Annotated in this window: 9 protein-coding genes; 5 read left to right on the forward strand and 4 right to left on the reverse strand. The window is 61.3% G+C overall.

What is annotated here, in order from left to right; translation table 11 throughout:
* Window positions 1-211: 211 nt before the first annotated feature.
* Together BK667_RS28200 and BK667_RS28205 are read left to right on the forward strand one after the other, a co-directional pair.
* On the forward strand, window positions 212-17041 hold the full coding sequence (locus BK667_RS28200; RefSeq protein WP_123599540.1) for a LapA family giant adhesin: 16830 nt from the start codon (window positions 212-214) through the stop codon (window positions 17039-17041).
* A gap of 148 nt (window positions 17042-17189) precedes the next feature.
* A complete protein-coding gene (locus BK667_RS28205; protein ID WP_054050336.1) occupies window positions 17190-17528 on the forward strand; it encodes a hypothetical protein in 339 nt (112 codons plus the stop codon).
* A gap of 155 nt (window positions 17529-17683) precedes the next feature.
* Here BK667_RS28205 and BK667_RS28210 read toward each other — a convergent pair whose 3' ends face one another.
* The 4 genes from BK667_RS28210 to lapG all read right to left on the reverse strand — a co-directional run bounded on the left by BK667_RS28210 (window position 17684) and on the right by lapG (window position 20853).
* Window positions 17684-17851 (reverse strand): hypothetical protein, encoded by a 168-nt coding sequence (locus BK667_RS28210; protein ID WP_185058288.1) that lies wholly within the window; start codon window positions 17849-17851, stop codon window positions 17684-17686.
* A gap of 90 nt (window positions 17852-17941) precedes the next feature.
* The gene (locus BK667_RS28215) at window positions 17942-18109 is read right to left on the reverse strand and encodes a hypothetical protein (RefSeq protein ID WP_185058288.1); all 168 of its coding nucleotides are present in this window, start codon (window positions 18107-18109) and stop codon (window positions 17942-17944) included.
* 90 nt (window positions 18110-18199) lie between these two features.
* Window positions 18200-20146: a cyclic di-GMP receptor LapD gene (lapD, locus tag BK667_RS28220; protein ID WP_123599543.1), complete on the reverse strand. Its 1947-nt coding sequence runs from the start codon at window positions 20144-20146 to the stop codon at window positions 18200-18202.
* A gap of 14 nt (window positions 20147-20160) precedes the next feature.
* Entirely contained in the window at window positions 20161-20853 is a 693-nt protein-coding gene (gene lapG, locus BK667_RS28225) for a cysteine protease LapG (RefSeq protein WP_123516085.1), read from the reverse strand.
* A 268-nt stretch (window positions 20854-21121) separates the two neighbouring features.
* On the opposite strand from lapG, the gene BK667_RS28230 reads away from it, so the two are divergent.
* The 3 genes from BK667_RS28230 to BK667_RS28240 all read left to right on the forward strand — a co-directional run bounded on the left by BK667_RS28230 (window position 21122) and on the right by BK667_RS28240 (window position 24317).
* The gene (locus BK667_RS28230; RefSeq protein WP_123599544.1) at window positions 21122-21832 is read left to right on the forward strand and encodes a GntR family transcriptional regulator; all 711 of its coding nucleotides are present in this window, start codon (window positions 21122-21124) and stop codon (window positions 21830-21832) included.
* 782 nt (window positions 21833-22614) lie between these two features.
* Window positions 22615-23391: a DUF3050 domain-containing protein gene (locus BK667_RS28235; RefSeq protein WP_123599545.1), complete on the forward strand. Its 777-nt coding sequence runs from the start codon at window positions 22615-22617 to the stop codon at window positions 23389-23391.
* Window positions 23388-24317, forward strand: coding sequence for a diiron oxygenase (locus tag BK667_RS28240; RefSeq protein WP_123599546.1), 930 nt, complete (start codon window positions 23388-23390; stop codon window positions 24315-24317). Before BK667_RS28235 ends, BK667_RS28240 begins: the two co-directional genes overlap by 4 nt.
* The last annotated feature ends 6 nt before the right edge of the window (window positions 24318-24323 follow it).

Here is a 24323-nt window from a genome sequence, read left to right on the forward strand (position 1 = left end):
ATGTGACATTACTGGGGCGATTGTTTAGGATGGCACCCATAAGGTCAATAGTTTGGCATAAACTAAATAGCGAAAAAATATAGCCAAATTATTGACGGATTGCAGCGTCAAGCTTATGCACTAAATTTTAAAATGTACGTCCAGACTGCTTTGGCGAATTCGCCATCAGGTCCATGGAAGTCAACTGAACGTGACACCCGGAGAGTCTTCAATGAGCAGTGTTGTTGCCATCGTCAAAAGCATTGTTGGTCAAGTTTTCGCGGTGTCCCCAGAGGGCGTCCGCCGCGTACTCGTTGAAGGCGACCGGCTGTTTGTCGGCGATCAGGTAGACACCGGTGCCGCTGGTGCCGTCACGCTCGAACTGGCCGATGGCCGCACCCTGGACCTGGGCCGCGACACTCAGTGGAGTGGCAGCGCGCCGGACTCCAGCACCGATCTGGCAGAAGCCACTGCACAAGCCGCGCCATCGGTTGAAGAACTGCAGCAAGCCATCGCGGCCGGCGCCGACCCGACCAAAGACCTCGAAGCCACCGCAGCAGGCCCGACCGCAGCAGGCGGCGATGGCGCGGCCGGTGGTGGCCACAGTTTCGTCATGCTGGACGCAACCGCTGGCCGGGTAGACCCGACCATTGGTTTCCCGACCGCGGGCATCGGCTCTGCCGGGGCGACCACCCAGAACACCGTTGGCGGCCAGACCACCAATAACGCCACTATCGTGCAGGCGTCGACCCTGAGCCTCAGTGCCACGCCGACCATCACCGAAGCCGGCGGCGTACTGGTTTACACCGCGACCCTGACCCAGGCACCGACCAGCGACCTGACCATCACCCTGTCCAACGGCTCGGTGATCGTGATCCAGGCTGGCCAAACCACCGGCACCGTCAACGTGCCACTGGCGCCGAACGACACCGTCTATAACGACCCGACCCAAATCGACGTCACCGTCACCGGCACCACTGGCGGCGCCGGCATCATTGTTACGCAGCCGACCGTACCGGCGACGACTCAAGTCACCGACACCATCGACACCACCACCGTCACCCTGACGGCGGGCGGCACCGTCACTGAAGGCGGGCAGATCACTTACACCGCGACGCTGACCAACCCGGCGCAAACGCCAGTTACCGTCACCCTGTCCAACGGTTCGACTATCACCATTGAAGCCGGTAAAACCACCGGTTCGGTGGACGTTCCGACGCCAGCCAATGACGTCTATCAAAACGGCAGCACCGTCACCACCACGATCACCGGCACTACCGGCGGCAACTTCGAGAACCTGGTGCCGAATCCAGCGCCAGCGGTCACGACCATCACTGATTCGGTCGACACCACCACCGTCACCCTGACAGCGGGCTCCACCGTCACTGAAGGCGGGCAGATCACCTACACCGCGACATTGACCAATGCGGCGCAGACGCCAGTTACCGTCACCCTGTCCAACGGTTCGACCATCACCATCGAAGCCGGCAAGACCACTGGCTCGGTGGACGTTCCGACGCCAGCCAATGACGTCTACAACAATGGCAGCACCGTCACCACCACGATCACCGGCACTACTGGCGGCAATTTCGAGAACCTGGTGCCGAATCCAGCGCCAGCGGTCACGACCATCACTGATTCGGTCGACACCACCACCGTTACCCTGACAGCAGGCAACACCGTTACTGAAGGCGGGCAGATCACCTACACCGCGACATTGACCAACCCGGCGCAGACGCCGGTTACCGTCACCCTGTCCAACGGTTCGACCATCACCATTGAAGCCGGCAAGACCACTGGCTCGGTGGACGTTGCGACCCCAGCCAATGACGTCTATCAAAACGGCAGCACCGTCAGCACTTCGATTACCGGCGCAACCGGCGGCAACTTCGAGAACCTGGTGCCGAATCCAGCACCAGCGGTTACGACCATTACCGATTCGATCGACAACACCGGCCTGAGCCTCTCCGCCACCGGCACCGTGGTCGAAGGTGGCCAGATCACCTACACCGCGACCCTGACCAACCCGGCCGGCACGCCGATGACCGTGACCTTGAGCAATGGCTCGGTCATTACCATCGAAGCGGGCAAGACCACCGGCAGCGTTATCGTCGAGACCCCGGCGAACGACGTCTATAACAATGGCAGCACCGTCAGCACCACGATCACCGGCACCACCGGCGGCAATTTCGAACAACTGACCCCGAGCACCGAGCCGGCGCTGACCACCATCACCGACTCGAAAGACACCACCACGCTGAGCCTGAGCGCGACCGACTCCGTGGCTGAAGGTGGTTCGATTGTCTATACCGCCAATTTGACCAACGCCGCCGGCACTCCGGTAACCGTGACCCTGAGCAACGGTGCAGTGATCACCATCGCGGCGGGCGCCACCACTGGCTCCGTCACCGTCGCTGCCCCGGCCGATGACGTCTATAAAGACGCCGGCAAGGTCGAAACGACGATTTCTACCGCCACTGGCGGTAATTTCGAGAATCTGGTTCCAAGCACAGTTCCAGCGGTGACCAACGTCACTGACACCATCGACACCTCGGTTGTGACCCTGACCGCGACCTCGACCGTTGCCGAAGGCGGCACCGTGGTTTACACCGCTTCGGTCGGTGCTCCAGTCACCGGCGCGCCGGTCATCGTGACCCTGGCCAACGGCCAGACCATCACCATCGACATCGGCAAAAGCAGTGGCACCGTTAACGCCGTTGCCCCGAACGATGTCCTCAATGGCCACGCGCCGCTGACCACTTCGATCACCGACGTAAGCGGCGGTAATTACGAAAACCTGGTTGCCAACAAGGCGCCGGTTTCGACCACGGTCACTGATACTGCCGACACCACCACCCTGAGCCTGAGCGCGACTGACTCCGTGGCTGAAGGTGGTTCGATCGTTTACACCGCCACCCTGACCAATGCCGCTGGCACGCCAGTGACCGTGACCCTGAGCAACGGCGCGGTGATCACCATCGCCGCCGGCGCCACCAGTGGCAACGTCACCGTCGCGGCCCCGGCTGATGACGTCTATAAAGACGCTGGCAAAGTGGAAGTCACGGTCAAAGATGCCACCGGTGGCAACTTCGAAAACCTGGCCACTGACCCGGCTCCAGCAGTGACCAACGTCACTGACACCATCGACACGTCGGTTGTGACCCTGACCGCGACCTCGACCGTTGCCGAAGGCGGCACAGTGGTTTACACCGCTTCGGTCGGTGCTCCAGTCACCGGCGCGCCGGTCATCGTGACCCTGGCCAATGGTCAGACCATCACCATCGACATCGGCAAAAGCAGTGGCACCGTTAACGCCGTTGCCCCGAACGATGTCCTCAATGGCCACGCGCCGCTGACCACTTCGATCACCGACGTAAGCGGTGGCAACTACGAAAACCTGGTTGCCAACAAGGCGCCGGTTTCGACCACGGTCACTGATACTGCCGACACCACCACCCTGAGCCTGAGCGCGACCGACTCCGTGGCTGAGGGTGGTTCGATCGTCTACACCGCGACCCTGACCAATGCCGCTGGCACGCCAGTGACCGTGACCCTGAGCAACGGCGCGGTGATCACCATCGCCGCCGGCGCCACCAGTGGCAACGTCACCGTCGCGGCCCCGGCTGATGACGTCTATAAAGACGCTGGCAAAGTGGAAGTCACGGTCAAAGATGCCACCGGTGGCAACTTTGAAAACCTGGCCACTGACCCGGCGCCAGCGGTGACCAACGTCACCGACACCATCGACACGTCAACCGTGACCCTGACCGCGACCTCGACCGTTGCTGAAGGCGGCACAGTGGTTTACACCGCTTCGGTCGGTGCTCCAGTAACGGGCGCGCCGGTCATCGTGACCCTGGCCAACGGCCAGACCATCACCATCGACATCGGCAAAAGCAGCGGCACCGTTAACGCCGTTGCCCCGAACGATGTCCTCAATGGCCACGCGCCGTTGACCACGTCGATCACCGACGTGAGCGGTGGCAACTACGAAAATCTCGTGGCCGATAAAACTCCGGTCAGCACTGCCGTCACCGACACCCCGGACACCACGACCCTGAGTCTGTCGGCTACCGACTCGGTCGCCGAGGGCGGTTCAATCGTTTACACCGCCAATTTGACCAACGCCGCTGGCACGCCTGTGACCGTGACCCTGAGCAACGGCGCGGTGATCACCATCGCCGCCGGCGCCACCAGCGGTTCCGTGACCGTCGCCGCCCCGGCCGATGACGTCTATAAAGATGCCGGCAAAGTCGAAGTGACCGTCAAGGATGCAGCAGGCGGCAACTTCGAAAATCTGGTCACCAATCCAGCGCCAGCGGTGACTGATGTAACGGATACCGTCGACACCTCGACCGTCAACCTGACGGCCACCAGCACCGTGGCTGAAGGCGGCACGGTGGTTTACACCGCTTCTGTTTCTGCACCGGTCACTGGCGAACCCGTGGTCGTCACCCTGTCCAACGGCCAGACCATCACCATCCCGGTCGGCGCGAGCAGCGGTTCCGTGAACTTTGTTGCGCCAAACGATGCGTTGGCGGGCGGCGGCTCCCTGAGCGTCAAGATTGACGACGCCAAGGGCGGTAACTACGAGAAGCTGGAGGTCGATGGCAAACCGGCTGACACCTCGGTTACTGACACACCAGACACCACGAACCTCAGCCTGAGCGCTACCGACTCCGTGGCTGAAGGTGGCCAGATCACTTACACCGCGACCCTGACCAATGCGGCCGGCACACCTGTGACCGTGACCTTGAGCAACGGCGCCGTGATCACCATCGAGGCTGGCAAAACCACCGGCACCGTCACCGTCGCCGCCCCGGCCGATGACGTTTACAAAGACGCCGGTAAAGTCGAAGCAACCATTTCCAACACCACCGGTGGCAACTTCGAGAACCTGGTGCCAAGCACCGTTCCAGCAGTGACCAATGTCTCCGACACCATCGACACCTCGACCGTCAAACTGACTGCCACCGACAGCGTGGCCGAAGGCGGCACTGTCGTGTACACCGCATCGGTTGGCGCTCCAGTAACTGGCGCCCCAGTCGTCGTGACCCTGGCCAACGGTCAGACGATCACCATCGACATCGGTAAAACCACCGGCACGGTCAACGCTGTTGCCCCGAACGACGTGCTCAATGGCCACGCGCCGTTGACCAACTCGATCACCAATGTGAGCGGTGGCAACTACGAAAACCTGGTCGCTGACAAAACACCTGTCAGCACCACCGTCACCGACACCCCGGACACCACGACCCTCAGCCTGAGCGCGACGGATTCCGTGGCTGAAGGCGGCTCGATTGTCTACACCGCCAGTTTGACCAACGCCGCTGGCGCACCAGTGACCGTGACCCTGAGCAACGGCGCCGTCATCACCATCGCCGCCGGTGCCACCAGCGGTTCCGTGACCGTCGATGCACCGAAAGACGACGTCTACAAAGATGCCGGCAAAGTCGAAACCACCATTAAAGATGCCACCGGTGGCAACTTCGAAAACCTGGTTAACGACCCGGCGCCAGCAGTGACCACGGTCACCGACACCATCGACACCAGCACCGTGTCGCTGACCGCGACGTCGACCGTCGCCGAGGGTGGTACCGTCGTCTACACCGCATCCGTCAGCGCGCCAGTCACCGATTCGCCTGTCGTCGTCACCCTGTCCAACGGCCAGACCATCACCATCCCGGTCGGCGCGAGCAGCGGCAGCGTGAATTTCGTTGCACCGAACGATGCCTTGGCGGGCGGCGGCTCCCTGAGCGTCAAGATTGACGACGCCAAGGGCGGTAACTACGAGAAGCTGGAGGTCGATGGCAAACCGGCTGACACCTCGGTTACCGACACACCAGACACCACGACCCTCAGCCTGAGCGCGACTGACTCGGTCGCTGAAGGCGGTTCGATTGTCTACACCGCGACCCTGACTAATGCCGCCGGCACTCCGGTGACCGTGACCCTGAGCAACGGCGCGGTGATCACCATCGCCGCCGGCGCCACCAGCGGTAACGTCACCGTCGCGGCCCCAGCCGATGACGTCTATAAAGACGCCGGCAAAGTTGAAGTCACCGTCAAAGATGCCACCGGCGGCAATTTCGAAAACCTGGCCACTGACCCGGCTGCGGCGGTGACCAACGTCACCGACACCATCGACACTTCGACTGTCACCCTGACCGCCACCAGCAGCGTGGCGGAAGGCGGCACGGTGGTTTACACCGCTTCCGTCGGCGCTCCAGTGACAGGCGCACCGGTTATCGTGAGCCTGGCCAACGGTCAGACCATCACCATCGACATCGGCAAAAGCAGCGGCACCGTCAATGCTGTTGCCCCGAACGACGCGCTGACCGGTCACGCCCCGCTGAGCAACTCGATCACCAATGTCAGCGGCGGCAACTACGAAAACCTGGTCGCTGACAAAACACCGGTCAGCACCACCGTGACCGATACCGCCGACACCACCAACCTGTCGCTGACCGCGACCGGCGCCGTGGACGAAGGCGGCCAGATCACTTACACCGCGACCCTGACCAACGCGGCCGGCACGCCAGTGACCGTCACCCTGAGCAACGGCGCCGTGATCACCATCGACGCCGGTAAAACCACCGGCACCGTGACCGTCGATGCACCGAAAGACGACGTCTACAAAGACGCCGGCACCGTTGAAGCGACCATCAAAGGCGCGACCGGCGGCAACTTCGAGAACCTGGTCAGCAGCGACACCCCGGCGGTCACCACCGTCAATGACACCATCGACACCAGCACCGTATCGCTGACCGCCACCGCGAACGTCGCCGAAGGCGAAACCGTGGTCTACACCGCGTCCGTCACCGCTCCAGTGACCGGTGCACCGGTTGTGGTGACCCTGTCCAACGGCCAGACCATCACCATCCCGGTCGGCGAAACCAGCGGCAGCGTGAATTTCATCGCGCCAAACAGCCCGTTGGCGGGCGGCACGTCCCTGAGCGTGAAGATCGACGGCGCCACCGGCGGCAACTACGAAAAACTGGAAGTGGACGGCAAGCCTGCGGACACGGCAGTCAGCGACACGCCTGACACCACCACCCTGAGCCTGAGCGCGACCGACACCGTGGCCGAAGGCGGCTCGATCGTCTACACCGCCACCCTGACCAACGCTGCCGGCACTCCGGTGACCGTGACCCTGAGCAACGGCGCGGTGATTCTCATCGCCGCTGGCGCCACCAGTGGTTCCGTGACCGTCGCGGCCCCGGCCGATGATGTCTACAAAGATGCCGGCAAAGTCGAAGCGACCATCAAGGACGCCAGCGGCGGCAACTTTGAAACCCTGGCCACCAATCCGACGGCAGCCGTGACCAGTGTCACCGACACTATCGACACCTCGACGGTCAACCTGACCGCGACCTCGACCGTGGCCGAAGGCGGCACCGTGGTTTACACCGCGTCCGTCACCGCACCGGTGACCGGTGTGCCAGTCGTCGTCACCTTGTCGAATGGCCAGACCATTACCATCCCGGTCGGCGCGAGCAGCGGCAGCGTTAACTTCGTTGCGCCGAACGATGCGTTGGCGGGCGGCGGCTCCCTGAGCGTCAAGATTGATGATGCGAAGGGCGGCAACTACGAGAAGCTGGACGTTGACGGCAAGCCGGCGGAAACCTCGGTTACTGATACGCCAGACACCACGACCCTTAGCCTGAGCGCGACTGACTCCGTGGCTGAAGGTGGTTCGATTGTTTACACCGCGACACTGACTAACGCTGCCGGTACTCCGGTCACCGTAACCCTGTCGAACGGCGCGGTGATCACCATCGAGGCCGGTAAAACCACCGGCACCGTGACCGTTCCAGCGCCAGCCGATGACGTCTACAAGGACGCGGGCAAAGTCGAAGCGACGATTTCCACCGCTACCGGCGGCAATTTCGAAAACCTGGTGCCAAGCACTGTTCCTGCGGTGACCAACGTCGCCGACACCATCGACACTTCGACCGTCAAACTGACGGCCACCGATAGCGTCGCTGAAGGCGGCACTGTGGTTTACACCGCCACAGTCGGCCAGCCAGTCACCGGTTCGCCAGTTGTTGTGACCCTGGCCAACGGTCAGACCATCACCATCGACATCGGCAAAACCAGCGGCACCGTCAACGCTGTTGCACCGAACGATGCGCTGACCGGCCACGAGCCGCTGAGCAACTCGATCAAGGACGTGAGCGGCGGTAACTACGAAAACCTGGTGGCCGACAAGACGCCGGTTTCGACCACCGTTACCGACACTGCCGACACCACCAACCTGTCGCTGAGCGCGTCCGATTCCGTGGCTGAAGGTGGCCAGATCACCTACACCGCGACGTTGACAAACGCAGCGGGTACGCCGGTCACCGTGACGCTGTCGAATGGCGCTGTCATCACCATCGACGCTGGTAAAACCACTGGTACTGTGACCGTCGCGGCTCCGGCCGATGACGTCTACAAGGACGCCGGCAAAGTTGAAGCGACAATTTCCACCGCTACCGGCGGCAATTTCGAAAACCTGGTGCCGAGCACGGTTCCTGCGGTGACCAACGTCGCCGACACCATCGACACTTCGACCGTCAAACTGACGGCCACCGATAGCGTCGCTGAAGGCGGCACTGTGGTTTACACCGCCACAGTCGGCCAGCCAGTCACTGGTTCTCCAGTTGTTGTGACCCTGGCCAACGGCCAGACCATCACCATCGACATCGGCAAAACCAGCGGCACCGTCAACGCTGTTGCACCGAACGATGCACTGACCGGCCACGAGCCGCTGGGCAACTCGATCACCAATGTCAGCGGCGGTAACTACGAAAACCTCGTAGCGGACAAAACTCCGGTCAGCACCACCGTCACCGACACACCGGACACCACCACCGTCAGCCTGAGCGCGACTGACTCGGTGGCTGAAGGCGGTTCGATTGTCTACACCGCGACCCTGACCAACGCTGCCGGCACTCCGGTTTCCGTGACCCTGAGCAACGGCGCCGTCATCCTCATCGCGGCTGGCGCCACCAGCGGTAACGTAACCGTCGCCGCTCCGGCCGATGACGTCTACAAAGACGCCGGCAAGGTCGAAGCAACGATCAAGGATGCTACCGGCGGCAATTTCGAAAACCTGGTCAGCAGCGACACCCCGGCGGTCACCACCGTCACTGACACCATCGACACCAGTACCGTGTCGCTGACCGCCACGTCGACCGTCGCTGAAGGCGGCACCGTCGTCTACACAGCGTCCGTGAGCGCGCCAGTGACCGGCGCCCCGGTCGTCGTGACCCTGTCCAACGGCCAGACCATTACTATCGACATCGGCAAAAGCAGCGGCACGGTCAATTTCGTCGCGCCGAACGATGCCCTGGCTGGCGGCGGCTCGCTGAGCACCACCATCAAGGACGCGACCGGCGGCAATTACGAAAAACTGGACGTCAACGGCGACCCGGCCAAAACCACCATCACTGACACGGTGGATAACACCAATCTGTCGCTGACGGCGACCGACACCGTGGCTGAAGGCGGCCAGATCACCTACACCGCGACCCTGACCAATGCGGCCGGCACGCCTGTGACCGTCACGCTGAGCAACGGCGCCGTGATCACCATCGAAGCCGGTAAAACCACCGGCACCGTGACCGTCGCGGCTCCAGCCGATGACGTCTATAAAGATGCCGGCAAGGTTGAAGTCACCGTCAAGGACGCCACCGGCGGCAACTTCGAAAGCCTGGTGCCGAGCACTGTTCCGGCGGTGACCAGCGTCACTGACACCATCGACACCTCCACCGTCAAACTGACTGCCACCGGCACTGCTGCTGAGGGTGGCACTGTCACCTACACCGCGACCGTCGGCCAGCCAGTGACTGGTTCGCCAGTAGTTGTTACCCTGGCCAACGGTCAGAACATCACCATCGAGATCGGCAAAACCACTGGCACCGTGACCACCCTCGCACCGAACGATGCGTTGACCGGTCATGCGCCGCTGACCAACTCGATCACCAACGTCACTGGCGGCAATTACGAGAACCTGGTGGCTGATAAGACGCCGGTTTCGACAACTGTCACCGACACCGTCGACACTACCAATCTCAGTCTTTCCGCTACCGGTTCGGTCGCTGAAGGCGGCTCAATCGTTTACACCGCAACATTGACCAACGCCGCTGGCTCGCCAGTCACCGTGACGCTGAGCAATGGCTCGGTCATCACCATCGACGCTGGCAAAACCACCGGCACCGTGACCGTTCCGGCACCAGCCGATGACGTGTACAAGGACGCCGGTACTGTTCAGGCCACGATCACCACTGCAACCGGTGGCAACTTCGAAAGCCTGGTGCCAAGCACAACTCCAGCGGTCACCAACGTCACCGACACCATCGACACCTCGACCGTTAAACTGACCGCAACCGGCACCGCTGCTGAAGGTGGCACCGTCACTTACACCGCGACCGTCGGCCAGCCAGTGACTGGCTCGCCGGTGACCGTATCGCTGGCCAACGGTCAGACGATCACCATCGACATCGGCAAAACCACTGGCACCGTGACCACCCTCGCTCCAAATGACGCGTTGACTGGTCACGCTCCGCTGACCAACTCGATCACCAACGTCACTGGCGGTAACTACGAGAATCTGGTGGCCGACAAGACGCCGGTTTCGACCACAGTTACGGATACCATCGACACTACCAACCTGTCGCTGAGCGCCACTGGCTCGGTAGCCGAAGGTGGCCAGATCACCTACACCGCAACTTTGACCAACGCTGCCGGTTCTCCGGTGACCGTGACCTTGTCGAACGGTTCTGTAATCACCATCGACGCGGGTAAAACCTCCGGCACCGTGACCGTTCCAGCCCCAGCCGACGACGTGTACAAAGACGCGGGTACCGTCCAGGCAACCATCAAAACCGCGACTGGCGGTAGCTTCGAAAGCCTGGTGCCGAGCACGACTCCGACCGTGACCAACGTCACCGACACCATCGACACTTCGACCGTCAAACTGACCGCGACCGGCACCGCTGCTGAGGGTGGCACCGTCACCTACACCGCGACTGTTGGCCAGCCAGTCACTGGCAGCCCGGTCACCGTGTCGTTGGCAAACGGCCAGACAATCACAATCGACATCGGCAAGACCGCTGGCACCGTGACCACCATTGCGCCAAATGACGTGCTGACCGGTCATGCGCCATTGACCAACTCGATCACTAACGTGAGCGGTGGTAACTACGAGAATCTGGTTGCCGACAAAACGCCGGTTTCGACGACTGTCACTGACACCGTGGACACCACTAACCTGTCGTTGAGTGCTACCAACTCGGTGGCAGAGGGCGGCCAGATCACCTACACCGCGACCCTGACCAACGCTGCTGGCTCGCCAGTCACAGTGACGCTGAGCAACGGCTCGGTCATCACTATCGACGCGGGTAAAACCACTGGCACCGTCACCATCCCGGCACCGGCTGATGACGTGTATAAAGACGCGGGCACCGTTCAGGCAACCATCAAAACCGCGACTGGCGGTAGCTTCGAAAGCCTGGTGCCGAGCACGACTCCGGCCGTGACCAACGTCACCGACACCATCGACACTTCGACCGTCAAACTGACCGCGACCGGCACCGCTGCTGAGGGTGGCACCGTCACCTACACCGCGACTGTTGGCCAGCCAGTCACTGGCAGCCCGGTCACCGTGTCGTTGGCAAACGGCCAGACAATCACAATCGACATCGGCAAGACCACTGGCACCGTGACGACCATCGCGCCGAACGATGTGCTGACCGGTCATGCGCCACTGACTAACTCGATCACCAACGTCACTGGCGGTAACTACGAGAACCTGGTGGCTGATAAGACGCCGATTTCGACGACTGTCACTGACACCGTGGACACCACCAACCTGTCGCTCAGTGCAACCAACTCCGTGGCTGAAGGCGGCCAGATCACCTACACCGCCACCCTGACCAATGCTGCTGGCTCGCCAGTCACTGTGACCCTGAGCAATGGCTCGGTGATCACTATCGACGCAGGCAAAACAACTGGCACCGTGACCGTCCCGGCTCCGACCGATGACGTGTACAAAGATGCCGGTCCTGTTCAGGCGACGATCACCACCGCCACCGGTGGCAACTTCGAAAACCTGGTGCCAAGCACTGTTCCGGCAGTGACCAACGTCACCGACACTATCGACACCTCGACCGTCAAACTGACTGCAACCGGCACCGCCGCTGAAGGTGGCACCGTCACCTACACCGCGACCGTCGGCCAGCCAGTGACCGGCTCGCCAGTGGTCGTGGCCCTGGCCAACGGCCAAAACATCACCATCGACATCGGCAAAACCACCGGCACCGTGACCACTCTCGCGCCGAACGACGCGCTGACCGGTCACGCTCCATTGACCAACTCGATCACCAGCGTCACTGGCGGCAACTACGAAAACCTCGTCGCCGATAAAACTCCGGTCAGCACCACCGTGACCGACACCGTCGACACCACCAACCTGTCGCTGAGTGCAACCAACTCTGTGGCTGAAGGCGGCCAGATCACCTACACCGCCACCCTGACCAACGCTGCTGGCTCGCCAGTCACCGTGACCCTGAGCAACGGCGCCGTTATCCTCATTGCCGCCGGCGCTACCAGCGGCAACGTAACCGTCGCCGCGCCAGCCGATGACGTCTACAAAGACGCGGGCACCGTTCAGGCCACGATCAAAACCGCAACCGGTGGTAGCTTCGAAAACCTGGTGCCAAGCTCGACACCAGCGGTCACCAGCGTCACCGACACCATCGACACCTCGACCGTCAAACTGACTGCAACCGGCACCGCGGCCGAAGGTGGCACCGTCACCTACACCGCGACTGTTGGCCAGCCAGTCACTGGCAGCCCGGTCACTGTATCGCTGGCCAATGGTCAGACGATCACCATCGACATCGGCAAAACCACCGGTACCGTGACCGCAGTCGCGCCAAACGACGCGCTCACCGGTCACGCACCACTGACCAACTCGATCACCAACGTCAGCGGCGGTAACTACGAAAACCTCGTCGCCGATAAAACCCCGGTCAGCACCACCGTGACCGACACCGTCGACACCACCAACCTGTCGTTGAGCGCCACTGGCTCGGTAGCCGAGGGTGGCCAGATCACCTACACCGCGACCCTGACCAACGCCGCTGGCACGCCAGTGACCGTGACACTCAGCAATGGCTCGGTGATCACGATTGACGCCGGCAAAACCACCGGCACCGTGACCATCCCGGCCCCAGCCGATGACGTGTACAAGGACGCCGGCACCGTTCAAGCGACGATCACCAACGCCACCGGTGGCAGCTTCGAAAACCTGGTGCCAAGCACCGCTCCAGCCGTGACTAACGTCACCGACACCATCGACACCACCCAAGTCAGCATCACCGGCAGCACCTCGGTGACCGAAGGCCAGACTGCGAGCTACACCGTCAGCCTGACGCACCCGGCGCAAACCGACGTGACGCTGAAAATCGTCTACAGCGGCACCGCCGCCGACGGTTCGGACTTTACCGGTGTGTACACCGTGAAGATCCCGGCCGGCGCCAGCAGCGCCAGCTTCAACGTGGCGACCATTGACGACAAGATCACCGAAGGCACCGAGAACTTCGTGGTCAAGATCGACTCGGCCACCGGCGGCAACTTCGAGAACCTGGCGGTCAGCGCCACCAATGGCAGCGTCAGCACCTCGATCATCGACAACGATGCGCCACCGGTCATCGACCTGGATGCCAACAATTCCAGCGGCGCCACCGGTGCCAATTACAACGTGACCTTCACCGAAAACACCCCGGGTGCGGGCGTGTCGATTGCCGACACCGATCTGAAGATCACAGACCCGGACAGCACGATGCTGACCGGTGCCACCGTGGTGCTGACCAACCGTCAGGATGGCGATGCGCTGAACCTGGGCAACAGCGTCAACGGCATCACCATCAATGCCAACAGCACCAACGGCACGGTGACGCTGACCCTGTCGGGCAATGCGACGCTGGCCAACTACATGCAGGCAATCAAGAACATCAGTTTCACTAACAGCAGTGAAGACCCGAGCACCGTGCCGCGGATCATCACCGTGACCGTGACCGATGGCGGCAACTACTCCAACGTCGCGACCACCACCGTCAACGTGGTGGCCGTGAACGACGCGCCAACCGCTGCACCGGTTAACGTCACCGGCACCGAAGACACCCCGCTGATCCTCGGCTGGTCGACCTTCGGCGTCAGCGATGTGGACAGCCCGGCCGCTAGCCTGGGCGTGAAAATCACCGGCCTGCCGGGCGAAGGCAAGTTGCAGTACCTCAGCGGCTCGACCTGGACCGACGTCACCAACAACCAGACCTTCACCAAGGCTGATATCGACGCCGGCAAGCTGCGCTTCACCCCGGATGCCAACGAATCCGGCACCAATGGCTACGGCGGCACCGGCGTGGGCAACAATCAGGCGGACTACGCGCAGATCAAGTTCCAGCCAACCGACGGCCAACTGCTGGGCAACACCGGCACGGTAAAAATCGACATCACGCCAGTGGCCGATGCACCGTCCCTGACCATTGCGGACAACAGCGTCAAATCCACCGGGCTGGTCAAGGAAGTCTGGACCGGCCTGTCCGGCCTGGGCACCGATGGCAGCGGTGCGCCGACGGCCACGCTCAAGTCGGTCATCGACGCGGCGGGCACACCGAACTCCAGCAGCACAGTGACCAACGTGCAGTCCGACGGCAGCGTGGCGGCAGGTACAGCCTCGAAAACCTCCGGCCTGATCTACCTCGAAGCCGGCAAGACCTACACCTTCAGCGGTTCGGGCGATGACAGCCTTTTGGTGACCGTCGGCGGCAAGAACGTTGCGTCGGCCCTGTGGGGCGCGGGCGGCAGTTTGAGCGGTTCGATCACCCCGACCGCCAGCGGCTACTACACCCTCGACATCTACCACCACAACCAGAGCGGCCCGGGCAGCTATGACGTCAACCTGTCGGTCAACGGTGCGACCCCTGTCGATCTGAGCAGCACCGGCGTGCCGCTGTACACCGGCGTGGCGGATCTGGCCGCTTCCGGCGTGACCGTCTCCGACCTGCACGGCACGAACGGTGAGGGTTACTACGACGGCTACAAACTCAACACCGGCTTCGAAGGCACCAGCGTTCACTTGTCCGCGATCAACACCGCACTGACCGACACCGACGGCTCCGAAAGCCTGAGCGTGAAAATCAGCGGGATCCCGGCAGGCTCGGTCCTCACCGACAGCGCCGGTCACACCTTCACCGCCACCGCGACTGCCGGCGAAGCCAACGTCACCGGCTGGAGCCTCGGCACTCTGACCGTAACCCCACCGACCTACTACAACGGCCAGTTCAACCTGACCGTAACCTCGACCTCCACCGAGGCCTTGGGCGGGTCGGCGATCACCACGGCGCAGATTCCGGTCACCGTTTTCCCGGCGACCTACAACGCGATCACCGCGACCGCAGCCAGTGACACCGTCACCGGTACCGACGGCAACGACATCATCGTTGCCGACATCGGCGGCCTGACCGTGGTGCCGGGCACCAACTACAACATCGCCTTCATGGTCGATAGTTCGGGCAGCATGAGCGCGTCGTCGATCAGCGCCGCCAAGGACTCGCTGACGTCGGTGTTCAACACCCTCAAGCAGAGCATGGGCGGCAACTCGGGCACCGTGAACATCTTCCTGGCGGACTTCGATACCCAGGTCAACAAGTCGGTGTCGGTCAACCTGAACGACCCGAACGCGCTGGCCACGCTCAAGGCAGTCCTGGACTCGATGTCGTCCGGCGGCGGTACCAACTACGAGGACGTGTTCAAGACCACGGCCAACTGGTTCCAGAGCGCGGATGCAGTCGCCAACACCGGGGCGAAGAACCTCACGTATTTCATCACCGACGGCAAGCCGACCTACTACCAGAGCGGTGAGTCGACCAACCCGAACCTGTATGGCAGCGTCAAACTGGACAGCGTGATTAACACCACCAATTACCAGTTGGGCAAAGCCGTCAGCCTGGTCCCGGACGCCAATCACCAGATCGACATCAGCGCTTCGGGCGCACTCACTGTCTGGACCAAGTCCGGCGGCAGTTGGTCGTACACAACCCCGGGTTCGCTGCACGCCCAGGGCGATGGCACCTACGAGTTGTCGGCCCTGGCGGGCAGCGGCAGCACCACCACCCAGACCACCACCGACAACGCCACCAGTGCCTTCGCGCTGCTGGGCAACCTGTCGAACGTAGAAGCCATCGGCCTGAACAGCGATGTAACGCTCAGCGACCTCAAGCCGTACGACTCGGACAAAACGCCGCAAACCAACATCAACCCGAATGACCTGGCCAACTCGATCATCGGTCACACCGAAGCGACGCTGCCAGGTTCCGACACGGTCAATGGCGGCGACGGCAACGACATCCTGTTCGGCGACCTGGTGAGCTTCAACGGCATCGCTGGCGAGGGCTACCAGGCCATGCAGGCGTTCGTCGCCCAGCAGACCGGCGTGGATGTCAGCAAAGTCACCACCAGCAACGTGCATCAGTTCATCACCGAGCACTACACCGCGTTCGACGTATCCGGCGCCCACGATGGCAACGACACGCTGCTGGGCGGTTCGGGCAATGACATCCTGTTCGGCTCGGGTGGTAATGACACGCTCGATGGCGGCAAGGGCAACGACATCCTGCTCGGTGGCACCGGCAACGACACGCTGATGGGCGGTTCGGGCAACGACATCCTGATCGGCGGCTCGGGTGCCGACACCTTTGTGTGGAAGGCGGGCGACACCGGCAGCGACGTGATCAAGGACTTCAAGGCCAGCGAAGGTGACCGTATCGACCTGCGCGATTTGTTGCAGGGCGAAACCGGCAGCACCATCGATAACTTCCTGAAGATCACCACCGTCGATGGCGTGTCGTCGTTGCAGGTCAGCTCGGCCGGCAAGTTCAACTCGGCGGATGCCGCGGCGGCTACACCGGATGTGACGATCAAACTGGAAGGCAATAACTGGTCTACCGCCAATCTGCACAACCTGATTGCCGGTAGCGATCCGACCATCAAAGTCGACCACAACAACAGCTGATCCAACGTAAAACGGCCGCCCTTATGGGGCGGCCGTCACGTTTGCGCCTATGTCACCGGTGACGATTTCGTCGCCGCACCGCATACTCGCCACCAGTTGGCCTATGCTGCTGACAGCATGACGCTGGTCCATTTCTGAGGGATGCTCAATGTTTTACGTGCAACGCGATGCGCAAGGCCAATTGGTGCGCGTGGAAGCCGCGGCCTACGCCGAGGCCACGGAAACACTGCCGGCCGACAACCATGAAATCCAGGCCTGGTACGCCAACGAAGTGATGGAAACCAGCCTCAAACAGCTCAAGCAGAGCGACCTGGAAATGATCCGGGTACTCGACGACTTGATCCAGGTGCTGACCAGCAAAGGCGTGATTCGCGTCACCGACCTGCCGGCCGCCGCCCAAGCCAAACTGATGGACCGGACCCAGGCCCGGGAAGCGTTGGGTGGGTTGAGTCATTTGATTGATGATGATGAGACGGGGTTGATCTAACCCCGGTCTTTTTAGATCGTTCCCACGCTCTGCGTGGGAATGCAGCCCGTGACGCTCTGCGTCACAACGGTGTCAGGCGCAATGCCGGCAGTGAGGCTGGAACGCGGAGCGTCCCTGGAGGCATTCCCACGCAGAGCGTGGGAACGATCTTTGGGTTACTTCCAGGGCTTGGGCTCCCCAAACAACTGCCCCTGAACCCCATACAACCCCATCTCGCGAATCACCGACAACTCACCCTCAGTCTCGACCCGCTCGGCAATCAACGGCAGGTAGATCGTTCCCACGCTCTGCGTGGGAATGCAGCCCGTGACGCTCTGCGTCACAACGGTGTCAGGCGCAATGCCGGCAGTGAGGCTGGAACGCGGAGCGTCCCTGGAGGCATTCCCACGCAGAGCGTGGGAACGATCTTTGGGTTACTTCCAGGGCTTGGGCTCACCGAACAACTGCCCCTGAACTCCGTACAACCCCATCTCGCGAATCACCGACAACTCCCCTTCAGTCTCGACCCGTTCGGCAATCAACGGCAGGTAGATCGTTCCCACGCTCTGCGTGGGAATGCAGCCCGTGACGCTCTGCGTCACAACGGTGTCAGGCGCAACGCCGGCACTGAGGCTGGAACGCGGAGCGTCCCTGGAGGCATTCCCACGCAGAGCGTGGGAACGATCTTTGGGTTACTTCCAGGGCTTGGGCTCACCGAACAACTGCCCCTGAACCCCATACAACCCCATCTCGCGAATCACCGACAACTCCCCTTCAGTCTCGACCCGCTCGGCAATCAACGGCAGGTCAATGCTGTGCGCCGCCCGCTGAATTGCCTCGATGAACAGACGCTTGTCGCTCTCCTGGTCGATCGCCCGGATGTAGCTGCCATCGATCTTCAGATACGCCAACCCCAGCCGCGCCAGGTTGCCAATCATGCTGAAGCGCCCGCCAAAGCGTTGCAGGCTCAGGGAGAACCCGAGTTCGCGCAGACGCCGGGTCAATTGTTCCAGCACTGCTTGTTCGGGTAATTGCTCTTCACCGATTTCCAGGGTCAGGCGCTCACCCAGATTCGAATGCTGACGCAAAATGTCGAAGACTCTATTCAACGCCTGCGGATCCGCCAGCGTCGCCGAGGACAGGTTCAGTGCCAGCGACTCTTCATGATCGGCCATCTGCCCCAGCACCAATTCCAACATCAGCCGATCCAGCCGCGCGGTCCAGCCAAAGCGCTCCAGCCACGGCAGGAAACGACCGGCGGGGATGGTCTGGCCCTGATCGTCGATCAAGCGCGACAGCACTTTGTAATGCAGCACCAACGCGGTGTCCTGACTCGCCACCACCGGCTGGAAGTACAGCTCAAAGCGCTGCTGATTCAACGCCCGATCCAGCAGTGTGTGCCACGCATGATGGTCATCGCCGACACTGGCCGAGGCGCTGTGATCCAGGCACGCCCAGCTCTGCTCGCCCTGGCCTTCGGCTTGCGCCAATGCCTGATCCGCCAACCCGATGACCGCTTGCGGCAAGTCGCCATGGGCAAACGGCGCCAGCCCGATGGACGCCACCGACGCCACATCGGTGGCGCCAGTCGCATGCAGGCTCGCCAGCGCGCTGTCGAGGTTCTGTGCCAGTTGCAGCGCTTCTTCACGCACCAGCCCCGGCGCCAGCACGGCGAATTCACCGCCGCGAATCCGTGTGACGAGGTTCTGGGTTTCCGGGTACTTGGCGCATTCGCGGGACAATTGCTCGCCCACCGCTTTCAATAAATCATCGGTGCGCTGACCGCCCAAGCGCTGGTTTAAACCAGCCAGGTCCTTGACCCGCAACAGCAGCAGATAACCGGAACTGGCCTGCTCCGGGTTGCTCACCCGAGCATTCAATTGCATTTCGAAATAACGCCGGTTGGCCAGCCCCGTGAGGTTGTCCTGATAAGACTCGACCCGCAGTTTTTCACTGCGCTCGGCCTGTTCCTGGAACAGCGCCTTGAGCTTCTCGACCATCTGATTCATGGCCTGCACCACCCGGCGCAGCTCCGGCGTGCGTGGCAGTTCCGGCAGGCTGAGGAATTCCCGGCGGGCGATGGCGTGGGATTGCTGGACCATGTAGTCCAGCGGCTTCAATTGCCGACGCAGCAGCAACGCGCCCAACACCGCACTCACCGCGCCGCAGATCAGCAACCAGCCCAAACTCCCGAGTGCGCTCTGCCACAACTTGGCCAGGGCGAACATCGGGTGGCTGACCACCTCGACCCGCGCTGCCTGCTCCCAACCACGACTGACCAGTGCATCGCCGCCAGCGGCTTCCAGCCCGATCATTTTGACGAACCAGTCCGGCACGTTGTTCACCGCCGGGATGCCGCTACGCTCGACGATGGTCTGGTCTGTCTTGAGATCGACCACGCGGATGCTCGCGTAGTAGCCGCTGTCGAAGATCGAGCTGACCAGCAACTCGACCATCGCCGGGTCGTCGATGTTCGGTGTCAGGGACAATGCGAGCGCCGTGGCGGCGTCCTGGGCATGGGAGCGCAACTGGTTGACGTACTGGGTGCGCGAGCTCTCCAGGCTGACCATGAAGCTGCCGGTGAAGGCGACCACAAGGAACAGGCAGATAGCGATCAACAGCTGTTTGAACAAAGACATCTGAGCGCGTGCTCCTAGTTAGTCGTCTCGACCGGAAATCCTTCGGCCTGCATTTTTTTCAACACATCCTGCCAACGGGACAGGCGCTTGGTGTCACCGACTTTCTTGTTGCCCTTGGCACCGGGCAGGTACAAACCTTCAGCATTGAAAGAATAGACCGGCAGCAAATCGGTTCGTTGGCTGGCCGGCTTGATCTCGTTGATCAGGCTGTCGAGCACCAGCGGCATCGCCTCGGGTGTTGAATAGTAGGTCAATACCATGTGCGCCCGGTTCAGGCGCAACGCCTTGACGTAGGTGATGCGCAGCTTGTCACTGGAAACACCGAGATGACGCAAGCTGAAATACTTGGCGATGGCGTAGTCTTCGCAGTCGCCGGCGCCCTTCCACAAGGCTTCGATGGGGGTTTCCCAGTAATCGACCTCGTGCCACAGGTCGATGTCTTCCTCGTAGCGTATCTGCTTGTTGAAGAACTGGTTCACCACGTTAAGCTTTTCCATCTCGCCGACTTGCTTTTGGGTGGCCAGCAAACGCTGCCAGGCGTCGATACGTTGCTGCCCCTCGCCCAACGGCCCGTAAATGGCCTGGGCACGGCGGCTGATCAGGGAAAAATCCCAGTCGGCATGCAGCCCGCCCAGCATGACGCCGGCCAGCAGCAGCGCGCAGCACAGCCAGCGCAACATCCGGGGGATTGCGAAACGTACCGCCAATGCGAGGCATCCAGGGTAGGCAGGTGGAAATCGGTTGATGGTGAAGGTTAGCCCGGCAAAAGACAATGGCACGGTGAGATCACTCGCCGCGCGCTAAACTTGGTATGTGAGTAATCATAAAAAGATTGCAGCCTGCGAAGAGTCCTACAAAGTGACGGGCTCGACTTATTAGTTGCAGCGATCTTTTACAAGGTTTGACAACGTGTATAACAGTCACTAGTGTCCATTTGGATCCAAAAACAACTTCAGTCATTCAGGGTGCGTAGTAGTGACACAGAAGCCCAATCCTCTGAACAGCATCAAGGTCAACGGGCCGATTCCCGCTCACTTGGCGCGTTCGGTGATCGAAGAAACCCTGCGTTCGGCCATTCTCGACGGACGCATCCCTTGCGGCACAGCTTTGCGCCAGCAAGACCTGGCGGACCTGTTCGGCGTCAGCCGCATGCCGGTGCGCGAAGCGTTACGCCAGCTCGAAGCGCAAGCGTTGCTCAATGTCGTCGCCCATAAAGGCGCCGTGGTCGCTGCGCTGGTGCAGGGCGATGCCACAGAAACGTATGAACTGCGGATTCTGCTGGAATCCGAAGCATTGCGTCGCTCGATTCCCTTGCTCGAAACGGCCGATTTTGAACGGGCTGCCCGCTACATCGACGAATTGGAAACCGAACACAACTACACCGAGATCGGCCGACTCAATCGCCTGTTCCACATGGCGCTTTACAGCAAGGCGCCCAATCGCCGGCTGTTGCGACTGGTCGAAGACGGGTTGAACGAAGAGGAGCGCTTCCTGCGCTTCAACCTTGAGGCGATGGGCCTGGGCAAGCTGTCCCAGGAAGATCACCGGAATTTGTTGCGCGCGGTTGAAGACCGGAACATCGAGCTCTCGGTCGAACTGCTTGAGCATCACCTCAATCGCGGTGTCGAGGTCATCACACGCTACCTCGCCAGCACCGCCGCCCCAGACAAGAAAACCTCGAGATAACCCACCTCCTGGCACGCGCGAGTACATCGAATGTGCTCGCCAGTGCTTGCCGCAACCTGTCGCTGAACCCGTCCCGGCTCATTCGGTGACAAGCCTTCTTACAAATCCCCCAATCACTCCTGCCAGCCCGGTAGACAATGCAGCTACTGCGCCTGGAGCGTTGCCTGCAACTTCTCCTCAAGCCCGATAATTGCAGCCAACGAATGGCGCACCAACGATAGCGGCTGCCGTCAATTACGCTCACTCTTAAGCCTGCCAACTCAACAATGAACGCAGACGCACCGCACTCGCGGGAGCCGACTGCGCACCAAGAACCTACGGAAGGAGTCTTGCCACGGGAAAGGAAGTAAAAGGCGTACTCCCGGCCAACTTCCATCCCCTCAGACCACACCAGCGATCGCAGTTTGAAAGTTGCTTTGAGTGAGGCATTCACTCTCTTATTCGATTCTGACTTATATAAGCCGGAAGGAGCAACTTCATCCAAATAAAACTTAAGCCAACAGTTTTATTGACACTTGTCGCGCCCGAGAAAGTTGAACTTTCAAATAATATAAAAATAACTTGCCGGGAACTTTATTGATGTATTAGTTTTTCTCCGCCGCCATTGGATCCAAGCCAGCAAGGCCCAAACCCAAACCCTACAAGGAGCGGCAGTGACTGTTTCACAACTCATACACATCAATTCGATTGAGGCCTTCGTTCGCCCCGATAAAACATTAATCCACTAACGCTTATTGATTGCGCCACCCATTGGTCATCCCTATCACTTGTAAGGCTCGCCCATGAAACCGACTAAAGAACAACTCAACCAGAAGAAAGCAGAACTTAGCGCTCACCCGATCTTTGGCGAAATACATTCGTTGTCGATCCTGCAACGCTTCATGGAAACCCATGTGTTTGCTGTCTGGGATTTCATGTCGCTGACCAAGCGTCTGCAGCAGGAACTGACCTGCGTGCAGTTGCCCTGGCTGCCACCGCGAGACCCGCAAGCGGCGCGACTGATCAACGAGATCGTGCTCGGCGAAGAGTCCGATGATCGTCCCGCCAATGGTCACTACAGCCATTTCGAGTTGTACCTGGATGCGATGCGCGAGGTCGGTGCAAGCACCGCAGCAGTAGAACGCTTCGTTGCGTTGCAAAAAGAAGGCGTCAGCTACGACGTGGCGCTGCAAAGTGTGGACGTCGACCCCGCCGCCGCGCAGTTCGTGCGCCACACCTTGCACACCGCGCTGCATGCGCCGGGTCATAGCGTTGCAGCGGTGTTTCTGCATGGTCGGGAAAGCGTGATCCCGCAGATGTTCCAGCGGATTCTCGACGACTGGGGCATTGGCCTCGATCAAGCGCCGACCTTCCGTTACTACCTGGAACGCCACATCGAAGTCGACTCCGAAGACCACGGTCCGGCTGCGGAAAAACTCCTCGCGCGCCTGATCGATGGCGACCCGCAACGTCAGGAAGACGTTTACGCCAGCGCCATCGCCGCGGTGGAAAGCCGCATCGCTCTGTGGGATGGCCTGCGCGCCAGCATGAGCGAAACCGTCGGTGAGGTGAGCGCATGAACGCCGCCGATTACCAATCCTTCGCCGACGCCTGGGAGAGCCGCGCCACCATCCGCACCCGCCCCCGGCGCGTGCTGGAGAACGACGACAAACTGATCTACCCGTTGAGCCGCCAACCCGTGGTGCTGAGCGAAACCTTCCTGCGCGAGTGCCCCGAGCAACGGGACTTCGCCCTGGTGCAGACGCTCTACAAGTTCATCAACGACGTGGTGATTTTCGAAACCGAGATCGTCGACAAGACCGCCCGCAGCATCGCCAAGAATCACTTCGCCGTGACCTTCCCGTTCGCCTGCCGCTACGACGCCATGACCGTGGTGATAGACGAGGATTACCACGCCCTGGTGGCGATGGATTTCATGCAGCAGACCGTGGCCATGACCGGCATCACGCCGATCGAACTGCCGGATGAAATCGAGTTGAGCCGGGCGATTCCCGCCGCGGTGGCGCTGGCACCGGAACACTTGCGCAGCGCCGTGGAGTTGATTTGCGTGGCCATTGCGGAGAACACCGTGACCGGCGATGTGGCGGCGTTCGCCAAGGACGATACGGTCAAGCAATCGATCAAGGGGCTGATGGCCGACCACTTGCTGGACGAGGGTCGTCACTCCAGTTTCTGGGCGCGACTGGTGCGCATCTACTGGCACACCGCGAGCGAAGCCGACCGCCAGTGCATCGCCCGGATCCTGCCGGTATTCATCGGCCACTACCTGACCAACGACATCCAGAAGTCCTTCGACTTCCGCCTGATCGAGTCCTTGCAGATCAGTGACGCCGCGCGCCGGGCACTCAAGAGCGAAGTGTCGGGCCTGGCCTTCCCGATCAATCGCCACCACCCGCTGGTCGCCAACATCGTGCGGTTCTTCCGCAGCAGTTCGCTGCTCGATTCGCCGTGTGTTCAGCAAGCCCTGAGCGACTACCTGGTTTAACGAGGA

The sequence above is a fragment of the Pseudomonas frederiksbergensis genome, from assembly GCF_003732705.1.
GTDB lineage: Bacteria > Pseudomonadota > Gammaproteobacteria > Pseudomonadales > Pseudomonadaceae > Aquipseudomonas > Aquipseudomonas frederiksbergensis_F.